At 65.9% G+C, this 14,960-nt stretch carries 15 protein-coding genes; 9 read left to right on the top strand and 6 right to left on the bottom strand.

Features of this window, described 5'->3' with window-relative positions:
* Positions 1-67: 67 nt before the first annotated feature.
* A complete protein-coding gene (locus PSEEN_RS22400) occupies positions 68-361 on the bottom strand; it encodes a hypothetical protein (protein ID WP_011535858.1) in 294 nt (97 codons plus the stop codon).
* Positions 362-429: 68 nt separating this feature from the next.
* Between PSEEN_RS22400 and pbpC the strand changes: the two genes are divergently transcribed.
* Positions 430-2,778, top strand: a complete 2,349-nt coding sequence (gene pbpC / locus PSEEN_RS22395; protein ID WP_011535857.1) for a peptidoglycan glycosyltransferase PbpC — start codon at positions 430-432, stop codon at positions 2,776-2,778.
* Between the two features lie 111 nt (positions 2,779-2,889).
* On the opposite strand, the gene PSEEN_RS22390 is transcribed toward pbpC, so the two are convergent.
* From PSEEN_RS22390 to PSEEN_RS22380, 3 genes are all read right to left on the bottom strand, one after another.
* Positions 2,890-3,534, bottom strand: coding sequence for an oxidoreductase (locus PSEEN_RS22390; RefSeq protein WP_011535856.1), 645 nt, complete (start codon positions 3,532-3,534; stop codon positions 2,890-2,892).
* Positions 3,535-3,561: 27 nt separating this feature from the next.
* Positions 3,562-5,295, bottom strand: coding sequence for a C13 family peptidase (locus PSEEN_RS22385; protein WP_011535855.1), 1,734 nt, complete (start codon positions 5,293-5,295; stop codon positions 3,562-3,564).
* Positions 5,296-5,470: 175 nt separating this feature from the next.
* On the bottom strand, positions 5,471-5,926 hold the full coding sequence (locus PSEEN_RS22380) for a MaoC family dehydratase (protein ID WP_011535854.1): 456 nt from the start codon (positions 5,924-5,926) through the stop codon (positions 5,471-5,473).
* Between the two features lie 149 nt (positions 5,927-6,075).
* On the opposite strand from PSEEN_RS22380, the gene PSEEN_RS22375 reads away from it, so the two are divergent.
* The 3 genes from PSEEN_RS22375 to PSEEN_RS22365 are packed head-to-tail and all read left to right on the top strand — an operon-like array spanning position 6,076 to position 7,751.
* Complete coding sequence (locus PSEEN_RS22375; protein ID WP_011535853.1) at positions 6,076-6,438, top strand: CidA/LrgA family protein; 363 nt, start codon at positions 6,076-6,078, stop codon at positions 6,436-6,438.
* Positions 6,435-7,151 (top strand): LrgB family protein, encoded by a 717-nt coding sequence (locus PSEEN_RS22370; RefSeq protein ID WP_011535852.1) that lies wholly within the window; start codon positions 6,435-6,437, stop codon positions 7,149-7,151. Before PSEEN_RS22375 ends, PSEEN_RS22370 begins: the two co-directional genes overlap by 4 nt.
* Before the next feature lie 9 nt (positions 7,152-7,160).
* Positions 7,161-7,751, top strand: a complete 591-nt coding sequence (locus tag PSEEN_RS22365; RefSeq protein ID WP_011535851.1) for an LON peptidase substrate-binding domain-containing protein — start codon at positions 7,161-7,163, stop codon at positions 7,749-7,751.
* Positions 7,752-7,832: 81 nt separating this feature from the next.
* Here the strand turns inward: PSEEN_RS22365 and PSEEN_RS22360 are convergent, their stop codons facing one another.
* Positions 7,833-9,149, bottom strand: coding sequence for a bifunctional DedA family/phosphatase PAP2 family protein (locus PSEEN_RS22360; RefSeq protein ID WP_011535850.1), 1,317 nt, complete (start codon positions 9,147-9,149; stop codon positions 7,833-7,835).
* Between the two features lie 3 nt (positions 9,150-9,152).
* Positions 9,153-9,845 carry a DNA-3-methyladenine glycosylase gene (locus tag PSEEN_RS22355; RefSeq protein WP_011535849.1) on the bottom strand — a complete coding sequence of 231 codons (693 nt, stop codon included), beginning with the start codon at positions 9,843-9,845 and terminating at the stop codon, positions 9,153-9,155.
* A gap of 307 nt (positions 9,846-10,152) precedes the next feature.
* Between PSEEN_RS22355 and PSEEN_RS22350 the strand changes: the two genes are divergently transcribed.
* Genes PSEEN_RS22350 through mrdA form a run of 5 tightly spaced genes read left to right on the top strand, consistent with a single transcriptional unit; the run spans position 10,153 to position 14,951 of the window.
* A complete protein-coding gene (locus tag PSEEN_RS22350) occupies positions 10,153-11,424 on the top strand; it encodes a glutamate-5-semialdehyde dehydrogenase (protein ID WP_011535848.1) in 1,272 nt (423 codons plus the stop codon).
* A gap of 1 nt (position 11,425) precedes the next feature.
* On the top strand, positions 11,426-12,085 hold the full coding sequence (nadD, locus tag PSEEN_RS22345; RefSeq protein WP_011535847.1) for a nicotinate-nucleotide adenylyltransferase: 660 nt from the start codon (positions 11,426-11,428) through the stop codon (positions 12,083-12,085).
* A 44-nt stretch (positions 12,086-12,129) separates the two neighbouring features.
* Positions 12,130-12,558, top strand: coding sequence for a ribosome silencing factor (rsfS, locus tag PSEEN_RS22340; RefSeq protein ID WP_011535846.1), 429 nt, complete (start codon positions 12,130-12,132; stop codon positions 12,556-12,558).
* A 9-nt stretch (positions 12,559-12,567) separates the two neighbouring features.
* Positions 12,568-13,035, top strand: coding sequence for a 23S rRNA (pseudouridine(1915)-N(3))-methyltransferase RlmH (gene rlmH / locus PSEEN_RS22335; RefSeq protein ID WP_011535845.1), 468 nt, complete (start codon positions 12,568-12,570; stop codon positions 13,033-13,035).
* Between the two features lie 17 nt (positions 13,036-13,052).
* Entirely contained in the window at positions 13,053-14,951 is a 1,899-nt protein-coding gene (mrdA, locus tag PSEEN_RS22330) for a penicillin-binding protein 2 (protein WP_011535844.1), read from the top strand.
* The last annotated feature ends 9 nt before the right edge of the window (positions 14,952-14,960 follow it).

Here is a 14,960-nt window from a genome sequence, read left to right as displayed (position 1 = left end):
CGCTGGGGCTGCTATGCAGCCCTTTCGCGACGCAAGGCCGCTCCCACGCCAGTGCTGTGACAAGTGCTCAATGCACCACCCAGCTCAACACCCACAACCCCAGCATCGTCCAGATGATCCCGAGGACGATCGACGCCCGCAGGAACGCGCGGATCGCCGAGTACAGCAACATCAGGCCAACGATGAGTGCCAGGATGCTGACCAGCGAGGTGTCCATCCCCAGCGTGCGCGCCAGGCCGTCGATGAAATTGCCGCCGGCGTTGGCCAGCAGGTTGAACAACCCGCCCAGGCCGTCGACGATGAAACGGATCACCGAACCCAGTACCTGGCCCAGCCACTCGAAAAAACCTTCTACATGCATAGTCGCTTCCTGATGAACGAATCGGCGGTTCCCCGCCTTTGGCCATCCTCCGGCCCGGTCGGTTCCCGATGCCAAGCTTAGCGCGCCCGCGCCTTGCCAGGGGGCTACGCCGAGTCTGCGTGACGATCCTGTCGACCTTTGCCTTGCTATGGCTGGCCGATCGAATCTGGCCATTGCCGATGCCCGGCGACGATCTGGCGCGGGTGGTGCTGGCCGAGGACGGCACGCCGTTGTGGCGCTTCGCCGACGCCGATGGCGTATGGCGTTACCCGGTCAGCCCGGACGAGGTGTCGCCGCTGTACCTCGAGGCATTGCTGGCCTATGAGGATCGCTGGTTCTATCAGCACCCCGGGGTCAACCCCATGGCCCTGGCCCGGGCGGCCTGGCTCAACGTGCGTGGCGGGCGCGTGGTGTCGGGGGGCAGCACCCTGTCGATGCAGGTGGCGCGTCTGCTCGACCCGCACGACCGCACCCTGGCGGGCAAGCTGCGCCAGTTGTGGCGCACGGCACAGCTGGAGTGGCACCTGTCGAAACAGGAGATCCTGCAGCTCTACCTGAACCGCGCGCCCTTCGGCGGCACCCTGCAAGGGGTGGCGGCGGCCAGCTGGGCCTACCTGGGCAAGTCGCCGAAGCACTTGACGCCCGCCGAGGCGGCGTTGCTCGCCGTATTGCCCCAGGCCCCCAGCCGCTTGCGCCCCGACCGTCACCCCGAGCGCGCCCAGCGCGCCCGTGACAAGGTCCTGCAACGCCTGGCCGAGTACCAGGTGTGGCCGGCCCAGCGCATCGACGAAGCACGCGAGGAACCGTTGCTGCTCGCCCCTCGCCAGGAGCCGGCGCTGGCACCGCTGCTGGCTCGACGCCTGAACAGCCCCGACAGCCCGCCACTGATCCGTACGACGATCGACGCCGCCCTGCAGCGGCGTCTGGAAGACCTGTTGCTGGGCTGGCGCGCCCGACTGCCTGAACGCACCTCGGCCGCGCTGCTGGTGGTGGAGACGCAAAGCATGGCGGTGCGCGCCTATCTGGGGTCGATCGACCTGGCCGATGAGCGTCGCTTCGGCCATGTCGACATGATCCACGCCCTGCGTTCGCCCGGCTCGACGCTCAAACCCTTCCTCTATGCCATGGCCATGGACGAGGGCCTGATCCATTCCGAGTCGCTGCTGCAGGATGTACCGCGGCGTTATGGTGACTATCGCCCGGGCAATTTCTCCATGGGCTTCAGTGGCCCGGTGTCGGCCAGCTCCGCGTTGGCGCTGTCGCTCAACCTGCCGGCGGTGCAGTTGCTCGAGGCCTATGGCCCGAAGCGTTTCGCCGCGCAGATGCGCATGGGCGGCGTGCCGTTGATTCTGCCGCCGTTGGCTGAGCCGAACTTGTCGCTGATCCTGGGGGGCGCGGGCAGCCGGTTGGAGGATCTGGTCGGTGGCTATGCCGCGTTCGCCCGTGAGGGGCGCAGCGCGCAGATCCGCCTGCAACCCCAGGACCCGTTGCTGGAGCGGCGGCTGTTGTCGCCGGGCTCGGCCTGGATCACCCGGCGTATTCTCAGCGGCCTGGCCCGTCCGGACCGCGACCCTCACGCCGAACTGGTGCAGCGGCCACAGTTGGCCTGGAAGACAGGCACCAGCTATGGTTTTCGCGATGCCTGGTCGGTCGGCGTCGGTCCGCGCTACCTGATCGGCGTGTGGATCGGCCGCCCCGATGGTACCCCGGTTCCAGGGCAGTTCGGCCTGGCCTCGGCGGCGCCGTTGATGCTCCAGGTGCACGACCTGCTCAGCAATCGCGATGCCCAGCGTGGCATCAACGTGCCGGTGGAGCCGGTGCCGGAGTCGGTGGGAGTCGCGGCGATCTGCTGGCCGTTGGGCCAGCCGATGAACCGCCAGGACCCCAACTGCCGCCGCCAGCGCTTTGCCTGGACCCTCGACGGCACCACTCCGCCGACCTTGCAGGCGGCCGACCAGCCGTTGGGGCTTGGGTTGCATGAGTCCGTCTGGGTGAATGAGCAGGGGTTGCGGGTGGGCAGCGGTTGTCCTGGCGCCACGGCCCGTGACATCGCGTTGTGGCCGGCCCCCCTGGAGCCTTGGTTGCCCCGGGCCGAACGACGGTTGGTCCGGTTGCCGGCCGTGGATCCGACCTGCCCGCCGCTAGTGGGAGCCAGCGCGCCGCCCCTGTCGATCGTCGGCGTGCGCCCGGGCGACAACCTGCGAAGGCCTGCCACCAGCAGCGAGGCGTTGCAGTTGCGTGTCTCGGCGTTGGGAGGCGGCGGGCAGCGCTGGTGGTTCCTCAATGGTCAGCCGCTGGGCGAGACCCGTGGCCAGGACAGCTTGCTGGTGCGTTTCGAGCAGGTTGGGCGGACCGAGTTGAGTGCGCTGGATGAAAGTGGTGAAACGGCGCGGGTGGAGTTCCAGGTCAGCGAGTGAAGCCTGTAGGAGCGGCTTCAGCCGCGATCATTCGCGAAGCGAATGCCGGGCACCGCGTTGTCCACATCGCGGCTGAAGCCTCTCCTACAGAGGTCGCGTCAGGTCAGATGATCAGCGCTTGCCCAGCTTGCGCAACTCGTCGGACTCGACGACGCGTATGCCGTCCTCCTCCTCCAGCGCCAGGCGCCACAACGCCCGGGCCAAGGCACAAACCTCGATGCCCCGGTACTTGCCTGGTACCAGGCGCATCAGCGGCGCGGCCAGGCGTTCGCCCAGCCGCGGTTGGGTGCGTTCACCCAGCAGCAGCGACGGTCGCACGATGGTCAGCTGCGGCCAATCCTGTTGCTTGAGCGCCTCCTCCATTTCACCCTTGACCCGGTTGTAGAAGATCGTGGATTTCGGGTCTGCGCCCAGGGCGCTGATCACCAGCAGGTGGCGCGCGCCCATCTCCCGGGCACGTTTGCTGAAGGCCACGACCATGTCCAGGTCGACGGCGCGGAAGGCGGATTCGGAACCGGCCTGCTTGAGCGTGGTGCCCAGGCAGCAGAAGGCGATATCGACGCGGCCAGCCAGTTGCGGGAGAAACACAGCCGGGTCACCCACCGGGTTTTCCAGGTGCGGGTGCTCGGCCAGTGGCCGGCGGGTTGGCGCCAGCACACGGCTGATGGTGGGTTCGTTGAGCAGGCGGTCGAGCAGGTGTTCACCCGTCAGACCCGTGGCACCGGCAAGCAGGACATGCTGAGGCGTCAAGTACATGATGTCTCTCCCTTGTTACTTCAAAGCTTAGTGGGTGCCCGGTGTTTTTGCGCGGTCACCCGCCGCGGGGCGGGCGTCAGTGCCCAAGGCTTGCTCGGCCTGCTGCCGGCGCAGGCGCTGCCAGTGCGCGATTACCGCTGGCGGCGCCCACAGTTGCGGCTCGGAGGCGTCGAAACCGTCCCGTCGTTCTCTTTCGGCAACGGTCTTGCGCGCCAGTTCAAACGCCTGTTTCAGGTCGTCGGTCTGGTTCAGCGCCTGGGCGAACAGGGCATCGCCGAAGTAGGTGAAGTCGGCTTCTTCCGAACAGCCGAAAGACACCCGGTCGGGGCGCGCGGCGGTCATGATCAGGGTCCGGTCGTCCTTGAGCGGGGCGATGTAGCCCCCGGAATAGCAGGCCGAGATGACAATCACCTTGTCACGCTCCTTGAGCGGCGCCAGGGCGCTTGCCAGTTCACCGGCGCTCAGGTCGGCCAGTTGCAGGCGCGGCTGGTCCAGCACCAACTGGTGGTCGTGGCTGCCGTGGCTGGTCAGGTAGATGAACACCAGGTCTTCCGGGCCGCTGCGTTCGGCCAGGGTGCGGGCGGCGCGGGTGAGGTTCTCGCGGGTGGCCATGGGGCGGTCGGCCAGGTGGTCGCGGTGGTTGACCAGGGTGACCTGGCCCTGGGCGCCGAAGCGCACCTTGAGCATGTTGCTGACGTAGTCGGCTTCGCGCAGGAACACGCTCTGCTGGCCATCCCCGGCCACCACCAGGCTGTAAAGCTGCAGCGGTGCGGCCGAACGAGGCAACTTGGCCAGTGCGTCGTCCAGCAGCTTGCCCTGGTTGAGCAGGGCAAGGTCGAGGGGGTCGGGGAGCAGCTTGCCCTTCTCGTCGCGCACACGCACACCATTGACCCAGGTGCCGCCCTCGGCCTTGCCGTCGGCGCGGGTCAGCTGGCCGTGCCCCTGGTAGGCGTCGTCGGCAAAGCCGCCGGCATACTGGCTGCCATCAGCCAGTTGCAGGGTGCCCATGCCGTTGAAGCGCCAGTCGCGGAAGCCGCCCTTGTAGCGGCTGCCATCGCTGCCCAGCAGCTCGCCTTCACCGACCAGCACGCCGTCCTTGAAGTCGCCGATCCACACGTCGCCATCGGCGTTCTCGTAGCGGCCGCGACCTTCCAGGCGGTTGTCCTTGAACTCACCGATGTATTGCTCGCCGTCGGCGCTGTCGTAGGTGCCGGCGCCTTGTAGCTGGCCGTCGATGAAGTGGCCGCTGAACTGGTTGCCGCTGGCGTCGCTGCGAACACCCGCGCCATTGGGCTTGCCCTTGGCGAACAGGCCCTGGTAGCGGCTGCCGTCGGCCAGTTCGAGCTGGCCGGCGCCATCGTACTGGTCATCCTTGAATTGGCCACGGTAGGTCTGGTCGTGCTGCTTGAGCGCGCCCTCGCCATCGCGTCGGCCATGTTTGAAGGTGCCGGCATAGTGGCTGCCAGGGGTGCTGAGGTCGCCCAGGCCCTGGAACAGGCCTTCGCTGAACTGGCCGCGGTACACCTCGCCGTTGCTGCCGTGCCATTCGCCCTGGCCGTGCCACTGGCCATCCTTGAAGGTGCCGGCGTACCAGCTGCCGTTGGGGTAGTCGATGCGCCCTTCGCCCTGCAGCAGGCCATTGACCACCTGGCCACGGTAGCGACCGCCATCGGGCAGGCGTGCGTCCGGTGGCGACAGGGGTTCGCCTTCGCCACAGGCAGTGAGCAACAGGATCAGGGTGAGGGGGAGCAATGGGCGCATGGTGGAGTCCGGACGAACGATGCGCCGAGTATGCCGCAGAATGCGAGGGGGATGTGGCCGGTATCAGCACCTTGCCTGTAGGAGCCGGCCTTGCCGGCAAATGGGCCAGTGCAGTCAGCACAAGGCAGCGGCTCCCACAGGGCTGGGGGATTCCCAACAAATCGTGTCAGGGATCTCAGACGAAACAGAGCGACAGCGGTTCGGCGATATAGGCCGGTTTCTCCTCACCTTCGATCTCGAGGGTGACGGTCGCCTTGAGCAACCACTGCCCAGGCTTCTTCTCAATGGCGTCGACCAGCTCGACCTTCAATCGCACATTGCTGTCGACCTTCACCGGCTGGATGAAGCGCACGCTGTCGAGCCCGTAGTTGACCACCATCTTCAGCCCTTCGGGCAGCACCAGGATGTCTTCCATCAGCTTGGGGATCAGCGACAGGGTGAGGAAACCATGGGCGATGGTGGTGCCGAAGGGGGTCTTGGCCGCTTTCGCCGGGTCCACATGGATGAACTGGAAATCGCCGGTGGCCTCGGCGAACAGGTTGATGCGTTGCTGGTCGATCTTCAGCCAGGCGGAACGTCCCAGTTCCTTTCCAACGTACTGCGAAAGCTCTGTAACGGGTACATAGGGCATCGCGACTCTCCAGATTGTCATTTGGTACGAATGTGCAAGATCAGCACGACGAACCGTTTCAGTCAAGTTGCCTGCTTTTCGCCGAATATCGCCTTATAGACACTTGCTTAGCGTGCTTATAATGGCCGCCATGCTCTCGGGAGGTCCTTATGCTGTTGCGTGGTTTGACCTGGCTGGTGCTGTTCCAGTTGCTGGGGACGGCGATCAATCACCTGTTCCTGGCGATCCTGCCCGGGCCGATCATCGGCCTGCTGTTGCTGCTGGCCTTCCTGATGATCCGTGGAGAAGTGGGCAAGCCACTCAATGATGCCGCCAGCAGCCTGTTGCGCTACCTGCCATTGCTGCTGGTGCCCCCAGCGGTGGGGGTGATGGTCTACGCCAAGGATATCGCCGCGGACTTCTGGGCCATCGTCGGCGCGCTGCTGATCTCCTGCCTGCTGACCCTGGTGTTCGTCGGCGTGCTGATGCAGAAACTCATCCATCGCCAGGGCCAGCGCGAGGAGCGGCCATGACCCTCGACTGGCAGGGCGCGCTCGATGCGGTCATCCACCACCCGCTGTTCGGCATCGGTATCACGCTGGCCGCCTACCAGCTGGTGCTGGCGGCCTACGAAAAGACCCGCTGGATCTTCCTGCAGCCAGTGCTGGTGTCGATGCTGGTGGTGATCGGCGTACTGCTGCTGTGCGGTATCGACTACAGCGAATACCGCAAGAGCACCGAGATCATGAACATTCTTCTCGGCCCGGCCACCGTGGCCCTGGCGGTGCCGCTGTACCTCAACCTGCGGCGCATCCGCCAACTGTTCTGGCCGACATTTACTACGCTGGTAGTCGGAGGGCTGTTCGCCACCGTGGCGTGCCTGGCGTTGGGGTTGTGGTTCGGCGCCGAGCACATGATCCTGATGACCATGGCGCCGAAGTCGGTGACTTCGCCCATCGCCATGCTGGTGGCCGAGCAGATTGGCGGCGTAGCGGCCCTGGCGGCGGTGTTCGTGCTGATCACCGGGGTGATCGGGGCGATCTTCGGCCCGGCGCTGCTGACCCGTTTCGGCGTGCTCAGCCCCGAGGCACGGGGCATGGCGCTGGGGGTGACAGCCCATGCGGTGGGCACTTCGGTGGCCTTGCAGGAAAGTGATGAATGCGGCGCCTTCGCCGCGCTGGCGATGAGCCTGATGGGCGTGGCCACGGCAGTGTTCCTGCCGTTGGCGGTCAGCCTGGTGGCTTGAGGAAAACCCATGACGCTACCGCTTTTTCCCCTCAATACCGTGTTGTTTCCCGGTTGCCTGCTCGATCTGCAGATCTTCGAGGCACGCTACCTGGACATGATCGGCCGTTGCATGAAGCAGGGCGCGGGCTTTGGTGTGGTGTGCATCCTCGAAGGCGAGCAGGTGGGCAAGGCCCCGCCGGTGGTGGCCTCGATTGGTTGCGAGGCGCTGATCCGCGACTTCGTGCAGCAGGACAATGGCTTGCTGGGTATTCGGGTCGAAGGTGTCCGGCGGTTCACTGTCGAGCAGACCGAGGTGCAGAAGGACCAGCTCATGCTCGCCGAGGTGCAGTGGTTGCCTGATCAGGCGGACAGCCCGCTGGTGGAGCAGGACGATGACCTGCTGGCGTTGCTGCTGGCCCTGGGCGAGCACCCGATGGTGGAGGCACTGGACATGCCCCGGGATGTCGATGGGCGCCAGGCGCTGGGCAACCAGCTGGCGTACCTGCTGCCGTTCATGGAGGAGGACAAGCTGGACCTGCTGGCGATCGACTCGCCGCAGCGGCGGCTGGAGGCGATCCAGGCGCTGCTGGAGCGGATCCAGGGTGAGTTGTTCGCCTGACCTCCTGTTCGCCGGCAAGCCGGCTCCTACAGGTTGGGCGCCGGCCGCTTTTCGTAGGAGCCGGCTTGCCGGCGAAGCTTTTTAGTACTGGTAACGCAGCAGTGCCTTGGGCAGGGCATGCAGCATGAAGAACGCCAGCAGCGCGACACAGGCCGGCAGCACCAGCCACCACACCCGTTGCGACAAGGCCATGAGCGGCTGGCGATGCTGCACCAGCGTCAGGCTCGCCGCGCACACACAGCACGCCAGCAACGCCCCGGCCAGGATATCGGTCGGCCAATGCGCCCCCAGGTATACCCGCGACAGGGCGATGGCCAGCGCCGGCAGGCAGCCCAGCATCACCCAGGTCAGGCGCATGCGCGGCGGTTGGCCACGGCCGGCCAGCACCGCCAGCACCAGGAAGAACGCGAACGACGCCGAACTGTGCCCGCTGGGCATGCTGTAGCTGGTCAGCGGGTCGGCCAGCACTTCCGGGCGTGCGCGGGCAAACAGCCATTTCAACGAGCCATTGGCCAGCGCGGTGCCGATCAACGTCGCCCCGGCGAACAGGGCATGGCGCCATTGCCGGGCCAGCAACAGCAGGCCGGTCAGCAGGCCACCCAGGAAGAATTGAGTGCGGAAGTCACCCAGCCGGGTGATCATCACCACGGCGCCATCGATGGCCTGGCTGCGATGCTCTTGCACCAGGGTCATCAGGCCCTGGTCGAACTCGTTGAGATAGGGCCAGCCGATGAACAGTGCCGCTACCGCCAGGCCGCTCAGCCCGGCAATCAGCCGGGTGCCATAACGCTGGTCGCGCAGGCTGCTGTTCAGGCTCAGGCCGATCAGCACCGCGAGGGTACCGAAGACGATGCCGGCATCCAGCCAGAAGCCTTCCGGCAACGGCAGGCGCATCGCCGCGCCGGTGGCCCAGCCGGGCAGCAGGTAGGCGACCGACCAACCGGCGCCGGCCACCAGGCTGACGGCGATGAAACGCGGTAGTGGCATGTCGAACATGCCGGCGACCATCGGCAGCATTGGGCGCAACGGGCCGATGAAGCGGCCGACCAGCAGGCTGGCGATGCCATAGCGCTGGAAGTACGCCTCGGCGCTGCCGATCCACTCCGGGTGGCCGCGCAGCAGCGGCAGGCGGCGGATGTTCTGGTGGAAGTACTTGCCCACACCATAAGAGATCGCGTCCCCGAGCACGCCGCCGAGGAAGCCCAGCAGCAGGGTTTCCCCAAGCGTGAAGGCACCGCTGCCGGCCAGTACGGCGACGGCGAACAGCAGCACAGTGCCGGGCACGATGATGCCGGCAATGGCGAGGCATTCCACGCAAGCGATCACGAAAATCGCCAGGCCAAGCCACTGCGGGTTGGCGCCGAGCCAGGCGGTCAGGCTGTCGAGCCATTGGCCCATGGGTCAGTTTCCTTGTTCGAGAATGAAGAAGTCGTGGCCTTCGTGCTGGCCGCGGCGCAACGGGTTGCGGGTGCAATAGCGGGCGTACTCGGCGTCGACGAAGCGGTAGGGCAGGTGTTCGTCGCGGCCGTGGGGGATGCCCAGGCGCGCCGCCTGGATCACCCGATTCACGGCGATGCCGCAGTCTTCGACGTACAGGCGCTCGGGGTCGAACCGTTGCGCGTCCCAGTGCGGCACTTTCAGGCCCATGGCGCGGCATAGCAGGGTCTGGCCATTGCACAGGCGCTCGGGTGGGCGCAGGTTGCCGCTGGCGTCCGGGTTGTTCAGTTGCATCTGCGCCAGGCTGTTCTCGTCCGAGAGGGCGTCGACCCAGGGGTAGGCGGACTTGATCAGCACGGCGTTGCCCGGGCCCTGGGCGCTGAAATTCAGCGAGTCGCCGCCCCGGGCGTAGTACATGTAGATGTGGCCGCCGTCGAGGAACAGCGCCTTGCGCTTCTCGGTGTAGCCCAAAGAGGCGTGGCTGCCCTTGTCGGTCAGGTAGTAAGCCTCGGTCTCGATGATCCGCGCGGCCAACCAGAGATCGCCGTGGCGGTGGCGGATGACCTTGCCCAGCAGTTCGCGGGCGAGGGTCTGGGCGTCGCGGTCGAAGAAGCTGTCGGGCAGCGCGCGGGCCGGGCAGGGGGCTGGGGCGGACATACAGGCGGTTCATGGCTGTCGAGGCTGGGATGATAGCAATGAATGGCTTAATCGAGGCTGAATGACATTGGTGTTGACCTTTTCGCGGGCAAGCCCGCTCCGGCTGAGCAAGGCGCTTTCGTCCCCTGTGGGCGTGGGTTTGCCCGCGAAAAAGCTGAATCCAACCCGGGATTTCTCGATATGAGCGGTTACATCTTTCCTACCCATTCCCCCCAGCCATTTTCTACCATCCGCCACCCGCCGCTGGGCGTACCCGAGCGCTCCAGTTATAATCAGCCGATTTCCCCTTTGCCAAGACACCGAGCCCATGACCGAGTCCGTTCTTGACTACATGACCCGCCTGGGTCGCGCCGCCCGTGAGGCCTCGCGGGTGATCGGCCGTGCCAGCACCGCGCAGAAGAACCGCGCCCTGCAGGCCGCCGCCGCCGCCCTCGACGCGGCCCGCGACGCGCTCACCGCAGCCAACGAGCAAGACTTGGCCAACGGTCGCAAGAACGGCCTGGAGCCGGCGCTGCTCGATCGCCTGGCGCTCACTCCGGCGCGCATCGACGGCATGATCACCGGCCTGCGCCAGGTGGCCAGCCTGCCGGACCCGGTCGGCGCCATCCGCGACATGAGCTACCGCCCGTCGGGCATCCAGGTCGGCAAGATGCGCGTGCCGCTGGGGGTGATCGGGATCATCTACGAGTCGCGCCCCAACGTGACCATCGATGCCGCCAGCCTGTGCCTGAAGTCGGGCAACGCCACCATCCTGCGCGGCGGCTCCGAAGCCATCCACTCCAACCGCGCCATTGCCACCTGCATCCAGCGTGGCCTGGCCGAGGCCGGCCTGCCACCAGCGGTGGTGCAGGTGGTCGAGACCACCGACCGTGAGGCGGTCGGCGCGCTGATCAGCATGCCGGAATACGTCGACGTCATCGTCCCGCGCGGCGGCCGTGGCCTGATCGAGCGCATCAGCCGCGACGCCCGGGTGCCGGTGATCAAGCACCTTGACGGCATCTGCCACATCTTCGTCGATGAACACGCCGACCTGGACAAGGCCTGGCGCGTCGCCTTCAACGCCAAGACCTACCGCTACGGCATCTGCGGCGCCATGGAAACGCTGCTGGTCGACCAGCGCGTGGCCGAGCGCTTCCTGCCGGAGATGGCCCGCCGCTTCCAGGAGAAGGGCGTCGAGCTGCGCGGTTGCGAGCGCACCCGAGCGATCATCGACAGCAAACCGGCCAGCGAAGATGACTGGCACACCGAGTATCTCGACGCGATCCTGTCGATCCGCATCGTCGACGGCCTGGAGCAGGCCATCGAGCACATCAATCACTACGGCTCGCACCACACCGATTCGATCATCACCGAACACCAGGGTCAGGCCCGGCGCTTCATGGCCGAAGTCGACTCGGCGTCGGTCATGCTCAACACCCCGACCTGCTTCGCCGACGGCTTCGAATATGGCCTGGGCGCGGAGATCGGTATCTCCACCGACAAGCTGCACGCCCGCGGCCCGGTCGGCCTGGAAGGCCTGACCTGCGAGAAGTACGTGGTGATCGGCGACGGCCAGCTGCGCGGCCAGGAGCCGTGCTGAGTTGAGCAGTGCCTTGGCAGTCCGGCGCGTCGGCATTCTCGGCGGTACCTTCGACCCGGTGCATATCGGCCACCTGCGCAGTGCGCTGGAAGTGGCCGAGTTCATGCGCCTGGACGAGCTGCGCCTGCTGCCCAACGCCCGCCCGCCACACCGCGACACGCCACAGGTGTCGGCACAAGACCGCCTGGCCATGGTGCGCGACGCGGTGGCAGGTGTCGGCGGCCTGAGTGTCGATGATCGTGAGCTGGCCCGCGACAAGCCGTCGTACACCATCGACACGCTCGAATCGATTCGTGCTGAACTGAACACGCATGACCAGTTGTTCCTGGTGCTGGGCTGGGATGCCTTCTGTGGCCTGCCCAGCTGGCACCGTTGGGAAGAACTGTTGCAACACTGTCACATCCTGGTGCTGCAGCGCCCGGATGCCGATGTCGAACCCCCTGACGAGTTGCGCAACCTGCTGGCGGCGCGCTCGGAGAGCGATCCCACCGCCATGTCCGGCCCGGCGGGGCACATTTCGTTCGTCTGGCAGACCCCGCTCGCGGTGTCCGCCACGCAAATCCGACAGCTGCTGGCCAGCGGCAAGTCGGCGCGGTTCCTGGTGCCGGACGCAGTACTGGCCTATATCGAGGCGCACGACCTGTATCGTGCGTCCAACTGACGGCGCCAGCGAGCGCCTCATTCAATGAGTTGAACGAGTTTTATATGACCAAGCAGAAAATCAATGGCATCAGTGGCGAAGAACTGGTCGAACTGACCAAGGCCGCGCTGGAAGACGTCAAGGCCCAGGACATTCAAGTCATCGACGTGCGTGACAAGCACAGCCTGACCGACTACATGATCATCGCCACCGGTACCTCCAACCGCCAGATCAACGCGATGCTGGAAAAGGTCCGCGAAGCGGTCAAGGCCAAGGGCGCGCAGCCACTGGGCGAAGAAGGCAAGGGAGACAGCGACTGGGTGCTGCTCGACCTGAACGACGTCATCGTGCACATGATGACCGCCGCCGCCCGCCAGTTCTACGACCTGGAGCGCCTGTGGCTGGGTGCCGAGCAGAGCCGTGCCGCCGATGGCAAGCACCACAGCCCGGAAAACACCCACGACTATTCCGATAAGCTCAAGGATCGGGAATAAGGTCGCGCCGTGCGTCTGCGTCTGATCGCGGTCGGCTCGCGCATGCCGAAATGGGTCGAGGAAGGCTGGCATGAATATGCCAAGCGCCTGCCCTCCGAGCTTGCGCTGGAGCTGGTGGAAATCCCGCTGAACACCCGCGGCAAGAACGCCGATGTCGCCCGCCTGATCCGTCAGGAGGGCGAGGCGATGCTGAGCAAGGTGCAGCCCGGGGAACGCATTGTCACCCTCGAGGTCCATGGCAAGCCCTGGAGTACCGAGCAACTGGCGGGCGAACTGGACCGCTGGCGCCTGGATGCGCGCACGGTCAACCTGATGGTGGGTGGCCCGGAAGGGCTGGCACCGGAGGTCTGTGCACGCAGCGAGCAGCGCTGGTCGCTGTCGCCACTGACGCTGCCGCACCCGTTGGTAAGGATACTCATCGGCGAGCAGATCTACCGCGCCTGGACGGTGTTGTCCGGGCATCCCTACCACAAATGAACCTGTAAGCCCGCCCGATGCCGCAGCAGATCCGCCTCAAGGACCACGAGAAAGACGCCCGCCTGGTGCGCAACCGCGTCGTCGTGGGCGCCGTGGCGGTGGTGGCGCTCGTCTGCGTGTTGATCGCCCGGCTGTACTTCCTGCAGGTCATCCAGTACGACTACCACTCGACGCTGTCGGAGAACAACCGGGTGCATGTGCAGCCGATTCCACCGACCCGCGGGCTGATCTTCGACCGCAACGGCGTGGTGGTCGCCGACAACCGTCCCAGCTTCAGCCTGGTCATGACCCGCGAGCGCGCCGGCAACCCCGGCAAGTGGCAGGACGTGCTGGATGTGATCGTCGAAGTGCTGGAGCTGACGCCGGACGATCGCGCCCTGTTCGAGAAGCGCATGAAACAGGGGCGCCGGCCCTTCGAGCCGGTACCCATCCTGTTCGAGCTCAACGAAGAACAGATCGCCCGCATCGCCGTGAACCAGTTCCGCCTGCCTGGCGTGGAAGTGGCCGCGCAGTTGGTGCGCCACTACCCGCAGGGTGCGCATTTTGCTCATTCCGTGGGGTATGTGGGGCGGATCAACGAGAAGGAACTCAAGACCCTCGATCCGGTGAACTACAGCGGCACCCACCATATCGGCAAGACTGGTATCGAGCGTTTTTACGAACCCGAGTTGCACGGCCAGGTGGGTTACGAGGAAGTCGAGACCAACGCCCGCGGCCGTGTGCTGCGGGTGCTCAAGCGCACCGACCCCAAGCCGGGCAAGGATATTGTCCTGAGCCTCGACATCAAGCTGCAGGAAGCTGCCGAGCAGGCCCTGGGCGGGCGCCGTGGCGCCATCGTGGCCCTCGACCCGCGCACCGGCGAGGTGCTGGCGATGGTCAGCCAACCGAGCTTCGACCCCAATCTGTTCGTCACCGGCATCAGTTTCAAGGCCTACGCCGAGCTGCGCGACTCGATCGACCGGCCGCTGTTCAACCGCGTGTTGCGCGGCTTGTACCCGCCCGGCTCGACCATCAAGCCGGCGGTGGCCATCGCCGGTCTCGACAGTGGTGTGGTCACGGCCGGTAGCCGGGTGTTCGACCCTGGCTACTACCAACTGCCCAACTACGATCACAAGTACCGCAACTGGAACCGTACCGGCGATGGCTGGGTGGATCTGGATGTGGCGATCATGCGTTCAAACGATACGTACTTCTACGATCTTGCGCACAAGATGGGCATCGATCGACTGTCCAGCTACATGAACAAGTTCGGCATCGGCCAGAAAGTGTCGCTGGACATGTTCGAAGAATCCCCCGGCCTCATGCCATCGCGCGAGTGGAAGCGCGCCACTCGCCGCCAGGCCTGGTTCCCGGGCGAAACCCTGATCCTCGGCATCGGCCAGGGCTACATGCAGGCCACGCCCCTGCAACTGGCCCAGGCCACTGCGCTGATCGCCAACAAGGGCGTGTGGAACCGCCCGCACTTGGCCAAGACCATCGAAGGCCAGCCGCCGGTGGACGAGAACCCCATGGAGAACATCGTCCTGCGTGACAAGTCCGACTGGGCCAAGGTTACCCACGGCATGGAGCAGGTGATGCACGGCGCCCGCGGTACCGCGCGCAAGGCCGCTCTTGGCTCGATCTACCGCATCGCCGGCAAGAGCGGCACGGCTCAGGTCGTGGCGATCAAGCAGGGCGAGAAGTACGACCGCAACAAACTCCAGGAACGGCACCGCGACCATGCGCTGTTCGTTGCCTTCGCCCCCGCCGAGGACCCGAAGATCGTGGTCTCGGTGATGGTCGAGAACGGCGAGTCCGGCTCCGGCGTCGCCGCCCCCGTGGTGCGTCAGGTCATGGATGCCTGGCTGCTCGACGAGAACGGCCGCCTCAAGCCTGAGTTCGGCCCTGCCACAGTCGCCCAGGAACCGGCCCCGTGAAGAACAATT

This window comes from Pseudomonas entomophila L48 (assembly GCF_000026105.1).
GTDB classification, from domain to species: Bacteria; Pseudomonadota; Gammaproteobacteria; order Pseudomonadales; family Pseudomonadaceae; genus Aquipseudomonas; species Aquipseudomonas entomophila.
This window is presented reverse-complemented; position numbering and strand designations above follow the sequence as displayed.